Annotated in this window: 15 protein-coding genes (1 of these 15 only partly in view); 8 read left to right on the plus strand and 7 right to left on the minus strand. The window is 67.4% G+C overall.

The genetic code is table 11. From position 1 onward, the window contains the following. Both UCD39_RS17385 and msrP read right to left on the minus strand, forming a co-directional pair. A protein-coding gene (locus UCD39_RS17385) for a hypothetical protein (RefSeq protein WP_330497149.1) crosses the window boundary here: on the minus strand, positions 1 to 474 show its 5' portion. Its footprint begins 111 nt before the window's first position; only the first 474 of its 585 coding nucleotides appear in the window; its start codon is at positions 472 to 474; its stop codon lies beyond the left edge, outside the window. 122 nt (positions 475 to 596) lie between these two features. Next, a complete protein-coding gene (gene msrP, locus UCD39_RS17390) occupies positions 597 to 1,535 on the minus strand; it encodes a protein-methionine-sulfoxide reductase catalytic subunit MsrP (RefSeq protein ID WP_330497150.1) in 939 nt (312 codons plus the stop codon). 229 nt (positions 1,536 to 1,764) lie between these two features. Here msrP and UCD39_RS17395 point away from each other — a divergent pair, with 229 nt between their 5' ends. Continuing rightward, entirely contained in the window at positions 1,765 to 2,328 is a 564-nt protein-coding gene (locus UCD39_RS17395) for an Mpo1 family 2-hydroxy fatty acid dioxygenase (protein ID WP_330497151.1), read from the plus strand. Positions 2,329 to 2,394: 66 nt separating this feature from the next. Here UCD39_RS17395 and UCD39_RS17400 read toward each other — a convergent pair whose 3' ends face one another. Further along, complete coding sequence (locus UCD39_RS17400) at positions 2,395 to 2,865, minus strand: Dps family protein (RefSeq protein ID WP_145613550.1); 471 nt, start codon at positions 2,863 to 2,865, stop codon at positions 2,395 to 2,397. 203 nt (positions 2,866 to 3,068) lie between these two features. Here UCD39_RS17400 and UCD39_RS17405 point away from each other — a divergent pair, with 203 nt between their 5' ends. The 4 genes from UCD39_RS17405 to UCD39_RS17420 are packed head-to-tail and all read left to right on the plus strand — an operon-like array spanning position 3,069 to position 7,525. Beyond that, entirely contained in the window at positions 3,069 to 3,815 is a 747-nt protein-coding gene (locus UCD39_RS17405; protein WP_330497152.1) for a cupredoxin domain-containing protein, read from the plus strand. Positions 3,816 to 3,840: 25 nt separating this feature from the next. Next, positions 3,841 to 5,469, plus strand: a complete 1,629-nt coding sequence (locus tag UCD39_RS17410) for a diguanylate cyclase domain-containing protein (protein ID WP_330497153.1) — start codon at positions 3,841 to 3,843, stop codon at positions 5,467 to 5,469. After that, positions 5,364 to 6,260, plus strand: a complete 897-nt coding sequence (locus UCD39_RS17415; RefSeq protein ID WP_330497154.1) for a putative bifunctional diguanylate cyclase/phosphodiesterase — start codon at positions 5,364 to 5,366, stop codon at positions 6,258 to 6,260. The genes UCD39_RS17410 and UCD39_RS17415 overlap by 106 nt, the downstream gene beginning before the upstream one ends. Continuing rightward, complete coding sequence (locus UCD39_RS17420; protein ID WP_330497155.1) at positions 6,257 to 7,525, plus strand: hypothetical protein; 1,269 nt, start codon at positions 6,257 to 6,259, stop codon at positions 7,523 to 7,525. The genes UCD39_RS17415 and UCD39_RS17420 overlap by 4 nt, the downstream gene beginning before the upstream one ends. Before the next feature lie 20 nt (positions 7,526 to 7,545). Here UCD39_RS17420 and UCD39_RS17425 read toward each other — a convergent pair whose 3' ends face one another. The 3 genes from UCD39_RS17425 to UCD39_RS17435 all read right to left on the minus strand — a co-directional run bounded on the left by UCD39_RS17425 (position 7,546) and on the right by UCD39_RS17435 (position 11,180). Then, on the minus strand, positions 7,546 to 8,130 hold the full coding sequence (locus UCD39_RS17425; protein WP_330497156.1) for a DUF2239 family protein: 585 nt from the start codon (positions 8,128 to 8,130) through the stop codon (positions 7,546 to 7,548). A 76-nt stretch (positions 8,131 to 8,206) separates the two neighbouring features. Next, positions 8,207 to 10,381, minus strand: coding sequence for an excinuclease ABC subunit UvrB (uvrB, locus tag UCD39_RS17430; protein ID WP_330498478.1), 2,175 nt, complete (start codon positions 10,379 to 10,381; stop codon positions 8,207 to 8,209). A 55-nt stretch (positions 10,382 to 10,436) separates the two neighbouring features. After that, positions 10,437 to 11,180: an NERD domain-containing protein gene (locus UCD39_RS17435; RefSeq protein ID WP_145736749.1), complete on the minus strand. Its 744-nt coding sequence runs from the start codon at positions 11,178 to 11,180 to the stop codon at positions 10,437 to 10,439. Positions 11,181 to 11,362: 182 nt separating this feature from the next. Here UCD39_RS17435 and UCD39_RS17440 point away from each other — a divergent pair, with 182 nt between their 5' ends. Together UCD39_RS17440 and UCD39_RS17445 are read left to right on the plus strand one after the other, a co-directional pair. Beyond that, entirely contained in the window at positions 11,363 to 12,565 is a 1,203-nt protein-coding gene (locus UCD39_RS17440) for a pyridoxal phosphate-dependent aminotransferase (protein WP_330497157.1), read from the plus strand. A 132-nt stretch (positions 12,566 to 12,697) separates the two neighbouring features. Further along, positions 12,698 to 13,249: a hypothetical protein gene (locus UCD39_RS17445; protein WP_330497158.1), complete on the plus strand. Its 552-nt coding sequence runs from the start codon at positions 12,698 to 12,700 to the stop codon at positions 13,247 to 13,249. A 21-nt stretch (positions 13,250 to 13,270) separates the two neighbouring features. On the opposite strand, the gene UCD39_RS17450 is transcribed toward UCD39_RS17445, so the two are convergent. Continuing rightward, positions 13,271 to 14,416 (minus strand): glycerophosphodiester phosphodiesterase family protein, encoded by a 1,146-nt coding sequence (locus UCD39_RS17450; RefSeq protein WP_330497159.1) that lies wholly within the window; start codon positions 14,414 to 14,416, stop codon positions 13,271 to 13,273. Positions 14,417 to 14,723: 307 nt separating this feature from the next. Between UCD39_RS17450 and UCD39_RS17455 the strand changes: the two genes are divergently transcribed. After that, complete coding sequence (locus UCD39_RS17455; RefSeq protein WP_330497160.1) at positions 14,724 to 15,359, plus strand: hypothetical protein; 636 nt, start codon at positions 14,724 to 14,726, stop codon at positions 15,357 to 15,359. Positions 15,360 to 15,637: the final 278 nt, after the last annotated feature.

Raw genomic sequence — 15,637 nt, forward strand, 5'->3', positions numbered from 1 at the left:
AAACTCCAGCCGCGCCTCCTCCATATTGGCGGCCCAGATGTGCACCGGCACCGGCCGGGCCCAACTGCTGTCGAAGAAGGCGTGCCGTTCCCCCCGCTTCACCTGATGAGAGACGGAGCTGTTCATCGCCAGGAATTCAAAAGGTCGGTTGGGCAGCAGCTCATGCCCCAGGACGCGCACGAAGCGGTGGGGCGACGCCTCCAGCTCCCGCACCTTCTTCTTCAGTTGGGCTTCCTGCCGCTGGGTAGAGAACAGGACGGTGGCGGCGCCGGCGGCAGTGCTCTTGCGTGCCTCCACCCGTTCGGAGAGGCCGTTGGCCAGGCGGGCGTAGCGGGCAAGGCGCTGACGCAGGCCGCTGACGTCGGCCATATGCTCCAGCACCATGCCATAGACATGGGCCACCAGGGATACGAGCACGCTGATCCCGGCCGTGGCCAGGAAAACGAAAAGCCCGAACTCCACTATGGCGATCACGCCCTCGCCCACCCCGACGCCCCCAAGGTCATGTTCTCGGATAGCAATACTTTAAATTATCCGGAAGCGTCGGCAAGCGATTATTTAATCCGGCCACTATAGTTAATGGCCGGTTCACGCGACTACATGAACAGCGCTTCCTTTTCCAATCCCTTGTATAGTCCGGCCACCTGGGCACCATAGCCGTTGAATATCTGCGTAGGTACCGACTCGTTGCTGCCCAGCAGACGCTCCCGCGCCTGGGACCAGCGGGGGTGGGGGACGGCCGGATTGACGTTGGCCCAGAAGCCGTACTCGTCGGCGTTCAGCAGGGCCCAGAAGGTCTTGGGCCGCTTGTCGGTGAAGCTGATCCGCACCACCGACTTCACCGACTTGAAGCCGTACTTCCACGGCAGGGTCAGGCGCAGCGGCGCGCCGTTCTGCGCCTGCAGCGGCTTGCCGTACAGGCCGGTGGACAGGAAGGCCAGCTCGTTGGTCGCCTCCGCCATGGTCAGGCCCTCGACATAAGGCCAGGGATAGAAGGGCTGGCGCAGGCCCGGCGCCGGGTAGACATCCCGGCCGAAGGTCTGCAGTTCCACATAGGTGGCCGAGGACAGCGGCTTGGCGAAGGCCACCAGCTTGGACAAGGGGAAGCCCATCCACGGCACCGCCATGGCCCAGGCCTCGACGCAGCGGTGACGGTACAGCCGTTCCTCCACCGGCATGGCCTTCAGCAGGTCGTCGATGCCCAGGGTCATGGGCTTTTCCACCAGGCCGTCGATGCGCAGCGTCCAGGGCCGCAGGGGCATCTTCTGCGCCGCCGACACCACGTCTTTCGACGTGCCGAACTCATAGAAGTTGTTGTAGCTGGTGGCGGCCGCCTCCGGCGTCACGGCCCGGTCCAGGGTGTAGGCGGGATTGCGGACGGGCGCGTCGGCGGCCAAGGCGCCCCGGTCCCCCAGGGCCAAGCCGCCGGCGATGGCGCCGGCGCCCACCATCATGGCGCGGCGGTTGATATAGGCCGATTCGGGCGTCGCCGCCGACTCCGGCAATTCCCAGTCTCGCTTGGTCCTGATCAGCATGGCGCCCTTCCTCACACCTGTCGCGAACGCCAGGTCCGACGTCACCCCCGGACCCGCGTCCCTAATAAAGAGGGAGCGGCAGGCCGCATATCAAGGACCCACCCGCTATGGATTCGATAGCCTGGCGCGGACAGGCGGCAACAGGTGCGCCCAGCAGACGATATGCCGCGCGGCGGACTGAGGAAAATGGTAGGGTTAGCGATCAATAACCCAACTCAGGGAGGGACCGGTGGCGAACGTGCCGTTTGACCAGACACCGCTTGACCAAGCACAGGCGGCCAGCACGCTGTTTGAGCGCCAGATGGCCATGTACACCACCTACCACCGGGACAGCCGCAACAAGGCGACCCACGCCGTGGGCATTCCGGTGATCGTCTTTTCCGTCGTCCTGGCCTGCACCCTGGTGCCCCTGGGGACGGTGGCGGGCGTGGGCACCATCACCCTGGGCCTGGCCTTGTCGGCCGTGGTCTGGGCCCTGTGGATCGTGTTGAACCGGACGGTGGGGCTGGCGCTGGGACTGCTGGTCGTGCCCTCGGTGCTGCTGTCCGCCTGGGCGGTGGCGCGGCTGTCCACCGGCGGGGTGCAGGGACTGGCGGGCGGCCTGTTCGTCGGCGGCTGGGTGCTGCAGCTGCTGGGCCATGTCTATGAAGGCCGGAAACCGGCGCTGGTGGACAACCTGTTCCAGGCCCTGATCGGCCCCATGTTCATCGCCCTGGAGGCCCTGGTCGCGCTGGGCCTGGCCCCCGCCGACCTGCAGGGGCGCATCGAGCGGCAGGCCGGCCAGCGGTCCTGACCGGAAAAGCGAAAGGCGGCCCCGTGGAGCCGCCTTTCCCGTATTAAGCGCCGATCGCGGGGAGGCTCAGCCTTCCAGCATGGCCCGCAGCATCCACGCGGTCTTTTCATGCACCTGCAGGCGCTGGGTCAGCAGGTCGCAGGTCGGCTCATCGCTGGCGCTTTCCGCCACCGGGAAGATGGAGCGGGCGGTGCGGGCCACAGCCTCCTGCCCCTCGACCAGCTGCTGGATCATCTCCTCGGCCTTGGGCACGCCACGCTCTTCCCGGATGACCGTCAGCTCGGCGAACTGGGCGTAAGAGCCGGGGGCCGGGAAGCCCAGCGCGCGGATGCGTTCCGCGATGTCGTCCACGGCCACCGACAGCTCGGTGTACTGGGTCATGAACATGGTGTGCAGGGTGTTGAACATCGGCCCGGTAACGTTCCAATGGAAGTTATGGGTCTTCAGGTACAGCGTGTAGGTGTCGGCCAGCAGGCGGCTGAGCCCTTCGGCGATGGCCTTGCGGTCCTGTTCGGAAATGCCGATGTCGATAGCCATGCTTGTTTCCTTCTCTTCTCGATCGCTGATTTGCCGGCAGGATAGCGCCCCGGGGACAGCCGGCAAGATAATTTAGAATCGTTCTAAACTGATCCCCATACTCTCCGTGTCCCCTGGCCCCGAAGGAAAATGTCCACGGATCGGTGCGCGGATTGTGGCACACTCCCGCGTCGAAAATACTACCTGCCTTCGAGGGGCGTTTTATGAGTTTCGCTGGCAGCGCCGATCCGGATCGCGCGCTCATGGGGATGAACAGGGCGACCGCCCCGGCGGTGGGCGCGAACAAGACTCGCGCCCACCGCCTCCTCCTGGCCGCGATGTTCATGCCAGGCGGCTTGGCGTTGGGCCCGGCAGCCCCCGCCGGCGCGGCCGACCTGACGGTGACGGTGGTGGACAGCGCCGGTCGCCCGGTCGCGGACGCGGTGGTGACCGCCACGCCGGACGGCCCGGCCTTGCCGCCCGCCACCCCGCCCGCCCCCCTGATCATGGATCAGTTGGACGAGACCTTCGTGCCCTATGTGCTGGTGGTGCCCAAAGGCGGCACGGTCACCTTCCGCAACAGCGACCTGACCCGCCACCACGTCTATTCCTATTCCGAGGCGGCGAAATTCGAGTTCGTGCTGTCGCCGGAGCAGATCGGGCAGCGCAAATTCGACCAGACCGGAGTGGTGGCTCTGGGATGCAACATCCATGACCATATGATCGCGCACCTGTACGTGACGGCGGCGCCGTTCGCCGCCGTCACGGGCAAGGACGGCAAGGCCACGTTGAGCGGCCTGCCGGCCGCCGCCGTCACCGTGGCCGCCTGGCAGCCCCGGCTGAAGCCCGGCGCCACCCCGCCGCAACAAACCATGCCGGCCACGGCGCTGGGCGCCCCGCTCACCCTGACGCTGCCCCCCCTGGTGCCCGACACGCGGCAGGGTGCGGATCCCGAACGCGGCGGCTACTGAGCCATAGAACGACAGGACGCGGCCCGTGGCTCTCGGCTTCAGAAATCGGCTGGTGTTGTTCCTGATGGCCACCCTGGCCGTCGTGCAACTGGGCACCATGGTGATCCTGTACGGCGTCGCGCGCTCCGCCCTGATCGACGCCGGCAAGCAACAGCTGGTGTCGAGCGCCCAGTCCTTCAGCCGTCACCTCGACACCCTGGCCAACCACCTGGCGGAAGACGCCAAGGTGATGTCGCTGGACTACGCCCTGCGCCAGTCCATCGCCGCCCATGACAGCGGCACGGCCATCAGCGCCCTGCGCAACTTCGGCCGGCGGGTGGGCGCCAGCCGCATGCTGCTGATCGACCTGGACGGCACCATCGCCGCCGACACCGCCCGCCCGCGCGACCTGACGGGCCTGGGCCGCTTCGCCTTCCCCGACCTGCTGCCCATGGCCGGCGAATCCGGCCGGGCGGCGGCATCGGGCGTGGTGGGGGGCGTGCCCTATCGCCTGGTGGTGGTGCCGGTGCTGCTGCCCGATCCCATCGCCTGGATCTGCATCATGGTGCGGGTGGACGACCGCTTCGCGGAGGAGCTGCGCGCCCTGTCGCCCTTGCGCAAGGATATCGCGCTGGCCGGCCAGACGGCGCCGGACGCGGCCTGGTCGGTAGTGGCGGCGGCCGGTGATCCCATGGACCCGCTGGCCGGCATCGCCGGGCCGGGGCAAATGGCGGCGGCGGAGCCGCAGTTGCTGACCAAGCACGGGGCGGAATACCTGGTTCTGACCACGCCCATCCCCACGGCGCCCGGCAGCCTGCCCATGCTGGCCGTTCTGCAATATCCGCTGGACGAGGCGCTGGCCCCCTATCGCAAGATCATGCTGTACATGGGCGCCCTGATGGCCGGCGGCCTATTGGTGGCCCTGGCCGGCATTGGCCTGATCGCGCGCGGCGTCACGCGCCCGGTGACGGCGCTGGCCGCCGTGGCCCGGCGTATCGCCGATGGCGACTACACCCCCCTGCCCCCCGTGCGCACCAAGGATGAGATCGGGCAACTGACCACCGCCCTGGATGACATGGCCCAGGCCATCGCCGACCGCGAGGACCACATCCGCCACCAGTCGCTGCACGACGCGGTGACAGGCCTGCCCAACCGTCTGAACCTGGAAGAGCAGGTGGACCAGGCGATAGATCAGGGTCATGGCGTCACCTTGCTGCTGGTAGGCCTGGACCGCCTGCGCGAAATCGCCAACACCCTGGGCCACGACCTGGCCGACCGCGTGGCCCGCGATGCCGGACAGAGGCTGGCCCGTGTCCTGGCAGCCCACGGCGCCGCCGACGCCACCGTCGCCCGGGTGTCGGAACAGGGCTTCGCCATCCTGCTGGTGGACCGCGACATCGCCGCCGCCCAGGCATTGGCGCCGGCGCTGGTCGCGGCCTTCGAAACGCCCTACACCGAGGCGCCCTTCGGCGAGGGCGAGGTGACCGTGGACCTGGCGGCGGGCGTCGGCATCGCCGCCTATCCCGACCCCACGCCTGGCGCGCCCCCTCCGACACGGCCAGCATCCTGTTGCGCCACGCCGACGTGGCCGTGCTGGACGCCCGCGCCGCGGAGTCGCACATCCGCGTGTACAACCACGCCGCCGATCCGCACCGGCCCGAACGCCTGTCGCTGATGGGTGACCTGAAAATCGCCATCGAGCAGGACGCGCTGGCCCTGGCCTACCAGCCCAAGCTGGAGCCCCGGACGGGGCGGGTGGTGGGGGCGGAGGCGCTGGTGCGCTGGACCCATCCGCGCCGCGGCTTCGTCCCGCCGGACAGCTTCATCCCCCTGGCCGAGGAAACCGGCGCCATCCGGCACCTGACCCGGTGGGGCCTGCGCCGGGCGCTGCGCCAGACGGCGGACTGGGCGGCGGCGGGCCATGACCTGCGCATGTCGGTCAACCTGTCGGTGCGCGACCTGGGTGACGCCGCCCTGCCGGACCGCATCGACGCGCTGCTGGAAGAGACCGGCCTGAAGCCCGACCGGCTGATGCTGGAGATCACGGAAAGCGCCATCATGGGGGACCCGGAGACGGCGGTCGCCCTGCTGAGCCGCCTGGCCGACCGGGGCATGGACCTGTCCATCGACGATTTCGGCGTGGGCCAGTCCTCCTTCGCCTATCTGCGCCGCCTGCCGGTGCGGGAGATCAAGATCGACCGGTCCTTCATCCGGACCCTGGCGGAGACGGCGCAGGACCAGGCCATCGTCGGCACCATCATCAAGCTGGGCCACAGCCTGGGCTACAAGGTCACGGCGGAGGGGGTGGAGGATGGCCCCGCCCTGGCCCTTCTGGCCGAGATGGGCTGCGACCTGGCCCAGGGCTATTACATCGCCCGGCCCCTGACGCCGGCCGCGTTCACCGACTTCCTGGCCAGGCATGCCGCCGGTGAGATGCCCTGGCAGGCCAGGGAAGCGCGGGGATGAGGCGCGCCACCATCCGAGGGGCCATCTCCAGGGCCATCCTGCCGCTGGCCCTGATCCTGGCCGCGATCCGACCGGCGGAGGCGGCGGAGGGCTACCCCGATATCGAGTTTCACGGCCTGCTGGACGCCCGCGTCGTGCGGACGCCCGATGACCGCAGCGCCTTCGACGGCGGCTTGGGCAAACTCCGCACCGGCGGGGCCCCCGGCACCCGTACCACCACGCTGGCGGAGGCGTCGCTGATGGCGACCGCCCACCTGATGCCCGGCCTGGACATCTACACCCATGTGCGGGCGGAGGGGGAGCAGCGCACGGCGGTGGACATCATCGAGGCCTATGCGCGCTGGCGGCCCGTTCCCACCGGCGCGCTGGCCTGGCAGGTCAAGGCGGGCGCCTTCTTCCCGCCCATCTCCCTGGAAAACGACGGCCTGGCCTGGACCAGCCGCTATACCCTGACGCCCAGCGCCATCAACAGCTGGGTGGGCGAGGAGTTGCGCACCGAGGGGTCGGAGGTGACCCTGACCTGGCGGCCGGAGGGACTGGGCGGCAGCCGCTTCGACCTCATGGGCGCCGTGTTCGCCGGCAACGACGGCACGGGCGAGATGTTGGACTATCGCGGCTGGGGGCTGGTGGAGCGCCCCGCCGGCCTGCTGGACACGCTCCGCCTGCCGGACGAGGTGGCCTTCCATCAGGGGCGCAGCCCACCCGCCCGCTTCCAGCCCTTCGCCGAGATCGACCACCAGCCGGGCTTTTATGTCGGCGGCCGGTGGACGGACCCGTCGGCAGGAGAACTGTCCTACCTGCACTGGGACAACCGCGCCGACCCCACCATCACCAACGGCAAGGCCTATGCCTGGGCCACCTATTTCGACAGCCTGGGCTATAAGATCATGCCGGCGCCTGGCCTGACGCTGCTGGCCCAGGCCATGCGGGGCGGCACCAGCGTCCAGCCCACCGTCGCCACGGAAAGCGAAGGGTATTTTGAGGCCCTGTACCTGCTGATAAGCCAGGAATGGGGTCGGTTCAGGCTGAGCGGCCGCTTCGACGCCTTCGGCACACACGAGGACACACCCGTCACCTTCCGCCCGCATTTCGACGAGCATGGCAAGGCCTACACCGCCGCCCTTTCCTACCGCCCCTTGGCCTGGATGCGCTGGACCGTGGAATGGGTGCACGTCGACAGCCGGCGGCAACAGCGCCTGAACGTCAACCTGCCCATCGAGGCGCACGAGAACCAGGCGCAACTGGGCGTGCGAGTGTTTTTCTGAGGCGACGCCTCCGGCGCGCGTCAGTTGGCGAACACCGGCTCCGCCAGGCGTAGGGCATGGGCGCGCACATCCGCCGGCCAGTCCCGGCTGTGATTCTCCAGCCCCAGGCGATCGCTGGCGAATAGGGCGCGGGCCGCCTCCTCGAAGCCGGGACGGTCGCCGGCCATGGTGGACATGAAACGATAGGCGGCCTCCCGTGCCTGGCGCACACGGTCCGCCCCCTCGTTGGCGTGGCGGGCGGCATCCACCAGCTTGCGCAGGGCGACCGACGCGCCACCCGGCTGGCTGGCCAGCCATTCCCAATGCCGAGGCAGCAGCGTCACCTCGCGTGCCACCACGCCCAGCTTGGGCCGGCCGGGCTTGGCCGGCGCCGGGGTGAGGTCGGCAGGGAACACCGGCGCCAACCGGCCGCGCACAGCCTCCACCGGCCCGCGCAGATCCACGTCCACGGGCCGGCCCGTCGCCTCATTGAAGATGAAGATCAGGCCGTCGTCGCCGGCGTCCTGCGCCGCCTTGGCCGCCAGCGCCGCCTCTACCAGGGTGCCGGTGGCGAGAAAGCGCGTGCCGGCAAAGGCCGTGCAGCGCATCTCTGGATCCAGGCCCATCGCGTCCCCCCTCATCATGAACGCCGCGATATTTAGGCCCCCGGACGAGCGGAGTCAATATTACCCGGGTAAAATATCAGGGGCCTTTGCGGCGCCGCCCGCCGGGCTTGGCCCCCGCCGGGCGCCCGGCGGGGATGGGCGCCTTGATGTTGGACTTTTCGCCCACCGCGCTGGCGCGACCCTTTTCACCCATGGCGCTGGCGCGAAGGGGGGTCGCCGCCGGATCGAGCCCCAGGTCGATAGCCTCCAGCCGGCGGATCTCGTCGCGGATGCGGGCCGCCTCCTCGAATTCCAGGTCGGCGGCGGCGGTACGCATCTTCTTTTCCAGGTCGGCGATGGCGGCCTTGAGGTTGTGGCCCACCAGGCTGCCCTCTTCGGCGAAGCCGGTGTTCACGTTCACCCGGTCGCCGCGCTCGTAGACCGAGTTCAGCACGTCGGCGATCTGCTTCTTCACCGATTCCGGGGTGATGCCATGCGCCTCGTTATAGGCTCGCTGTTTTTCCCGGCGGCGGCTGGTTTCCTCCAGCGCCGCCGCCATGCTGGCCGTGACCTTGTCGGCGTACAGGATGGCGCGGCCATCGACGTTGCGGGCCGCCCGCCCAATGGTCTGGATCAACGAAGTGCGAGAGCGCAGGTAGCCTTCCTTGTCGGCGTCCAGGATGGCGACCAGTCCGCACTCCGGAATGTCCAGGCCCTCACGCAGCAGGTTGATGCCGATCAGCACGTCGAAGGCGCCCAGCCGCAGGTCGCGGATGATCTCGATACGCTCCAGCGTTTCGACATCGGAATGAATGTAGCGGACCTTGATGCCCGCCTCGTGCATGTAATCGGTCAGCGCCTCCGCCATCTTCTTGGTCAGGGTGGTGACCAGGACGCGCTGGCCTTTGGCGATGCACGCGCGGCACTCCGCCATCACGTCGTCCACCTGGGTTTCGGTGGGACGGATGATGACTTCAGGGTCGATCAGGCCGGTGGGCCGCACCACCTGTTCCACGAAGACGCCGCCCGTCCGTTCCATTTCCCACGGGCCGGGGGTGGCGGAGACGAAGACGGACTGGGGCCGCATGGCGTCCCATTCCTCGAACTTCAGGGGACGGTTGTCGATGCAGGCCGGCAGGCGGAAGCCATAGTCCGATAGGGTCGACTTACGCATGTAGTCGCCCTTATACATGCCGCCCACCTGGGGCACCATGACGTGGCTTTCGTCCACGATCAGCAGGGCGTCCTGCGGCAGGTATTCGAACAGGGTGGGCGGCGGCTCACCCGGCGCCCGGCCCGACAGATAGCGGGAATAGTTCTCGATGCCGGCGCAGGAGCCGGTGGCCACCATCATCTCGATATCAAAGGTGGTGCGCTGCTCCAGCCGCTGGGCTTCCAGCAGCTTGCCTTGCGCCGAGAACTCCTCCAGCCGCAGCTTGAGGTCGCGCTTCATCTGCTCCACCGCCTGCAGCAGGGTGGGCTTGGGCGTGACATAATGGCTGTTGGCGTAGATGCGCACCTCTTTCAGGCTGGCGATCTTCTCGCCCGTCAGGGGATCGATCTCCTGAATGGCCTCCAACTCATCCCCGAACAGCGAGAAGCGCCAGGCGCGATCCTCCATGTGGGCCGGAAACAGCTCGATGGTGTCGCCGCGCACGCGGAAGGAACCACGGCCGAAGCCGACATCGTTGCGGCGGTATTGCAGCTCCACCAGCCGCTGCAGGAAATGGGTGCGGTTCAGCACGTGCCCCACTTTCACCGGCAGGGTCATTTCCGAATAAGTCTCGACCGAGCCGATACCATAGATGCACGACACCGAGGCGACGATGATGCAATCGCGCCGTTCCAGCAGCGACCGCGTGGCCGCGTGGCGCATGCGGTCGATCTGCTCGTTGATCGAGCTTTCCTTCTCGATATAGGTGTCGGTGCGCGGGACGTAGGCTTCGGGCTGGTAGTAGTCGTAATAGCTGACGAAATACTCCACCGCGTTGTCGGGGAAGAAGCTCTTCATCTCGCCGTACAGCTGGGCCGCCAGCGTCTTGTTCGGCGCCAGGATCAGGGTGGGGCGCTGCAACCGTTCGATGACGTGCGCCATGGTGAAGGTCTTGCCCGACCCGGTGACGCCCAGCAGCACCTGGTCCCGCTCCCCCGCGTTGATACCCTCCAGCAATTCCTTGATGGCCTGCGGCTGGTCGCCGGCGGGCTGGAACTCCGACTGGATGCGCAGGGGAACGCCGTCGGTGGCCGGCGGCAGGGCGCTGCCCCGCGGCATGGTCATCGGCAACGGCAGGTTGGGCTCTATCGTATGGGCATCGTGCGGCATGGCCTCAAGGTAGGCTGCGCCGCGCCACTTTTCCAGGCCGCTTGGCGGCTTTCTCCGGTGATCTCCCTTTCGCGCCCGCCGCCGCGTCCCGGTCGGGGCCGGCGGCAGTGCCGCCACCGCGTGCCAGCGCCTTGGACAAGGGCTCCCAGGCGGTCGCCACCGCCTCGCTCTCCGTTCCATCCTCCCGCGCCATGGATTTCAGGGTGGCCAGGAAGTCGCTGGACAGGCAGGCGGTGCGCGGCATGCCGCTGGTGAATTCCGTCCCGTCTGGAAACACTACCAGCACGCGCAGGCGAACCATGGGAAACCGGGCCTTCATGGCATGGATCAGCGGCTGGACCTGCACCACCGGATTGACGAACAAGCCGATCTTGCCGGTGGCTGCCAGGTAGCGCCACTGGCCGGCCTTGGTCTGGGCACTGATGCGGCCGCCCATGTCGGCCGGCGCGCTCATCACCATCGCCACGCTCGCCGGCAGGCGGATCAGGTGATCGACGCGCAGGGGCTTACCCTGCTTGTCGCGGATATAGATGCCATGCACCACGGAATATCCCGCGTCGTCCAGCGCCAGCTTGCGCCGGTAAGCCTCGGCGTTGTAGCGCCGGCGGGACAGGGTGCGGGTCTTGGGCCGCAGGGCCCACATCACCACCAGCATCAGCACGATGATGACGAGCGCCACCGTGCCGATGGTGACCATCTGGCTGATGCCCAGCAGCTGGGGTGCCTGATCGGTGATGTCTTGCGCCATTCTGGTTGATTTACCCCATCCCGGCACGACCTGTCATCCGGGGCGCGCGTCCCTCCGCGTATCTTAATGTCGCGGGGCCCCAAACGCGGCAGGCGCGGCATGCGCGGGCTGCGTTTGCGCCCCTATTTTGCCGGGCGTAAGGTCCGCCCTCGGATTTTCCTTTCCCAACAAGGGTAGCCGTCATGTCGATCGTTGCCGAGCGCCTCGCCCGGATTAAGCCGTCCCAGACCATCGCCGTCACCGCCAAGGCCCGCGCCTTGAAGGCCGCCGGCCGCGATATCATCGGCCTGGGCGCCGGCGAGCCGGACTTCGACACGCCCGACAATATCAAGCAGGCGGCCATCCGCGCCATCCAGCAGGGCCAGACCAAGTACACCGACGTCGACGGCACGCCGGAACTGAAGCGGGCCGTCTGCCTGAAGTTCAAGCGCGAGAACGGCCTGGAGTACAAGCCGGAGCAGGTGAGCGTCGGCACCGGCGGCAAGCAGGTGATCTTCAACGCCATGATGGCGACCCTGTCGCCCGGCGATGAGGTCATCATCCCCGCCCCCTATTGGGTCAGCTACCCCGACATCGTGCTGATGGCCGAGGGCACCCCGGTGTTCGTGGAATGCGGCGCCGAGAGCGGCTTCAAGATGCAGGCCGAGCAGTTGGAGCGCGCCATCACCCCGCGCACCAAGTGGGTCATGCTGAACAGCCCCTCCAACCCGTCGGGCGCCGCCTACACCTACGCGGAAATGAAGGCCCTGACCGACGTGCTGGTGCGCCATCCGCACGTCTGGGTGTTCACCGACGACATGTACGAACACCTGGTCTATGACGGCTTCACCTTCGTCACCCCGGCCCAGGTGGAACCGGCGCTGTACGACCGCACCCTGACGGTCAACGGCGTGTCCAAGGCCTATGCCATGACCGGCTGGCGCATCGGCTACGGCGCCGGGCCCGTCCAGCTGATCAAGGCCATGGCCAACGTGCAGAGCCAGTCCACCAGCAACCCCTCCTCCATCAGCCAGGCGGCGGCGGTGGAGGCCCTGGTGGGCCCGCAGGACTTCATCAAGGAACGCGCCGAGGTGTTCCGCCAGCGCCGCGACCTGGTGGTGTCCATGCTGAACCAGGCGGCCGGCATCCACTGCCCCCGCCCCGAAGGCGCCTTCTACGTCTATCCGTCCTGCGCCGGCACCCTGGGCAAGACCACGCCCAATGGCACCGTGCTGAACACGGATGAGGACTTCGTTACCTACCTGCTGGAATCGGAAGGGGTGGCGGTGGTCCAGGGCAGCGCCTTCGGCCTGGCGCCGCACTTCCGCATCAGCTACGCGACCTCGACCGAGGCGCTGGAGGAAGCCTGCCGCCGCATCCAGCGCGCGACGGCCGCCCTGCGTTAAAGCCGGGACGCGCAGTCTTCACGGCAACGGCCGTCCTGGCGACAGGGCGGCCGTTTTCGTTGGAGCGCCCCTTCCGAGAGATCAAACAGCAAGGTAAAGTTGGGAGAGGTTCCTCAATACGCTCGAGCCCCCATGTCCGTGGCCCCGCGCCCGCCCTTCCCAATGGTGTTTCGCGCCCGTCGTGGCAGGCTTGCCCTCTACGCCTTGATGTGCGCGGTGATGACCCTTCTGGGCGCGTCCGCTGTTCTCATGTCGGCACCGTTTTTCGCCTTCGGTATGCTGACCGTCGTGGTTTTCGGGTCGTTCACCCTGGTGTTTTTGGTCATAGGATTCCACAACACGCCGCGCTTCACCCTCACGGATGAGGGCATCATCCTGTCCGGTGGCGGCATCGTGAAATGGGCGGATATTGCCGATGTCAGAACCGGCCATCGCTTGGCGAGCGGCGGCATCGTCATTCATCTGAAGGACCACCCTAGCTATGAGGCCGTGCGATCAACCATGATCGCTTTCAGGCGGCCCGACCAGACGAAAGCGCCCCCGCGCCTCCTGCTACCGGCCACCTTGGTTGGGGTTCCATCAACGATGCTGGCAGCCTGGATCAACGACCAAGTCGTCAACGCTCGCACTTTCTCGCAGCGGAGCGCCACGACCTTGGCTGCAGGGACTGACCCTAACAAATAGGAGGGCGGTCTGCCCCTCCTCTCAGGTAGGCCGCCGGAAGGTATCCACGGCCCGGCGGCCGACGCCCGGGTCGTCGGTGAAAAAGCCATCCAGTCCGGCCGCCAGGTAGTGGTGGATTTCGGCCACCGATCCGTCGACGTTCCGGGCGTTGTCGCCGCGGCCATCACGGAAGTCCGCCGCCATGAACCGGTTCTCCGGCGCGAATTCCCACGCGAAGACCTGAAGCCCGGCGGCCTTCGCCCGGCCGATCAGCGGATTGGGCCGGCCCAGGCGGCCATCGTCACCCAGGGGAATCAGGGCACGGATATCGGGGGACAGGATGTCGGCGTAGGTCGCCATGTCCCGCAGGCCGGCATCGGTCAGCATGTCGCCATAGGTCTGCGTGCCGCCGCCCAGGACCACATCGAACGGCTGTTCCCGTTCCCCGCCCACCAGCTGCATGAAGCGCAACCCGTCACGCCGCCCCATCCGTTCCCGTAAGCGGCGCAGCGTCGGCGCTTCAAAGCATTGCACGATCATCGGCGCCTGGGCGACATAGCTGTGCCGCGACAGGGTTTCCAGGAAGGTTTCTTCCACCGCCAGACCCAGCGAGGTGAACAGATACGGCGTCTTCAATTCGGGAACCAGGCCGATGGGGCGGCCCCGCGTCGCGGCCTCGGCGGCCACGAAATCGATGAGTTCGTCCAGGCTCACCATCTGGAACTCCCCGTCATAGCGGGTGTTGTCCCGGCGGATGTCGGGAATGCGTTCCTTCAGCCGCAGGGTCTTCAGTTCCGCGTAGGTGAAATCGACGATGAACCAGCCATCGAGTGTATGGCCGCCCACGGTCACCGTCCGGCGACGCGCCGCGAATTCAGGATGGGCCGCCACGTCCGTCGTGCGGCTCAGTTCATTTTCATGCAGGGCCATAAGCACGCCGTCCTTGCTGGGCTGCAAGTCGGGCTCGATGAAATCGGCACCATCGGCGATGGCCTTGGCGTAGGAGGCCAGCGTGTGTTCCGGCCGCAAGGCGCAGGCGCCACGATGGGCAAGCACGTCGATTTTGCCCGGCGCAGGCGTCCCCGGCATGGGCGTCCCCTGCGCGCGTGTTAGGGCTGACACCGGGACGGCGCCCAGGCCCAGCCCCAGAGAGCCCAGGACGCAGGCGCGGCGGCTTAAAATGGTCATGTCGTCTCTCTTCGGTCAGCGATTACGCCACCGCTGGGACTTATGGACAGAGACCATTTCAAATTCGGTTCAAAAATATGAACGTTACTCGACGGCGCTGATGGATTGGCGCGCGTCGAATGGGGGCGAGGGCCACCCTGCGCCAAGCCCCTCCATCCATCTTTTTCGCGACAACCAACGGCCCCCCCGGGTGGTGTCCCGTTTTCTATTACTTTTGGCTGCGGCTGAGCCACTTCAGGTTTCGTTTCGCAGACCTATTCTCGCTGTGAACGCCCCGTTCCCGGGGTGCTGAACAGGGATTTGGAGCATGGGCAGCCAGGAAACCATCAAGGCGGACGCTATCGCTGGCGCGGATGCGGCGCGCCCGTCCTTTGCAAACCCCTTGCCCTCGATGGAAGGTGCGGGCCCCGAAGTTTTCGGCGCCGGCGACCAGGCGCCAGCCATACCACCCCTGCCAGCCGCGTTCCGGGTATCCCGCACCCGGTTCGGCATCATGGCGGTATGCGGCATCTTGGGCACGGGACTTGGCGGCTGGCTGCTGAGCCTCGCCGATACCGGGGCGGACCTGGTTGTCCCGGGATTCCTGACCGCCATCGCCGCCTTTATCGCCCTGCCATCGATTTATATGCTGTTCAAGCCCAGGACCCTGTTCACCCTCACGGAAGAGGGCGTCCTGCTGCCCCGCGACATCCTGCTGCCCTGGCGGGAGATCACGGGCGTAGGCTTGGTGCAGTTGCCGGGCCAGACCCACATCGGCCTACAGTTGCGCGATCCAGAGACATTCTACAGCAAGGTGTCCCCGGGAATGGCTTTCCTGTTCCGCGCCAGCACCCCCATGACCAATGGCGCGCCCGTGACCCTGTCAGCCAGCATGACCGGCACCAAGCCCGCGGTGCTGGCCACCTGGATCGCCCGCCTGGCCAACCAGGCGCGGGCGACCTGACGCCGATGGCCGGGCAAGACACCCCCGCCCTTCCCGCCGTGTTCCGCCCGACGCGTGCGACCGTGCGGACCGGCACCCTGACCTGGGGAGGCATGACCCTTCTCATGGCGGGCTTTCTGATCTGGGGCCTGAAGACGACGAACACGGTCATGGTGGCCTATGCGGCGACCGCCGGCATCATTTTCGCGGGCCGTACCGTGCAATGGTGGCAGCGCTTTTCTTACAACGCGCCCGCGTTCAGCCTCACGACGTGGGGCATTCTGCTGCCGTCCGGCCAG

Source organism: Nitrospirillum karajorum, from assembly GCF_036348415.1.
Classification (GTDB): Bacteria; Pseudomonadota; Alphaproteobacteria; order Azospirillales; family Azospirillaceae; genus Nitrospirillum; species Nitrospirillum amazonense_B.

Bases quoted from the DNA above. Each gene is read 5' to 3' on its own strand.
- UCD39_RS17455 (WP_330497160.1), top strand. From the start codon at position 14,724: ATGGGCAGCCAGGAAACCATCAAGGCGGACGCTATCGCTGGCGCGGAT.
- uvrB (WP_330498478.1), bottom strand. From the start codon at position 10,381: ATGCCGCGGGGCAGCGCCCTGCCGCCGGCCACCGACGGCGTTCCCCTG.
- UCD39_RS17435 (WP_145736749.1), bottom strand. From the start codon at position 11,180: ATGGCGCAAGACATCACCGATCAGGCACCCCAGCTGCTGGGCATCAGC.
- UCD39_RS17400 (WP_145613550.1), bottom strand. From the start codon at position 2,865: ATGGCTATCGACATCGGCATTTCCGAACAGGACCGCAAGGCCATCGCC.
- UCD39_RS17440 (WP_330497157.1), top strand. From the start codon at position 11,363: ATGTCGATCGTTGCCGAGCGCCTCGCCCGGATTAAGCCGTCCCAGACC.
- UCD39_RS17425 (WP_330497156.1), bottom strand. From the start codon at position 8,130: ATGGGCCTGGATCCAGAGATGCGCTGCACGGCCTTTGCCGGCACGCGC.
- UCD39_RS17445 (WP_330497158.1), top strand. From the start codon at position 12,698: ATGTCCGTGGCCCCGCGCCCGCCCTTCCCAATGGTGTTTCGCGCCCGT.
- UCD39_RS17420 (WP_330497155.1), top strand. From the start codon at position 6,257: ATGAGGCGCGCCACCATCCGAGGGGCCATCTCCAGGGCCATCCTGCCG.
- UCD39_RS17450 (WP_330497159.1), bottom strand. From the start codon at position 14,416: ATGACCATTTTAAGCCGCCGCGCCTGCGTCCTGGGCTCTCTGGGGCTG.
- UCD39_RS17405 (WP_330497152.1), top strand. From the start codon at position 3,069: ATGAGTTTCGCTGGCAGCGCCGATCCGGATCGCGCGCTCATGGGGATG.
- msrP (WP_330497150.1), bottom strand. From the start codon at position 1,535: ATGCTGATCAGGACCAAGCGAGACTGGGAATTGCCGGAGTCGGCGGCG.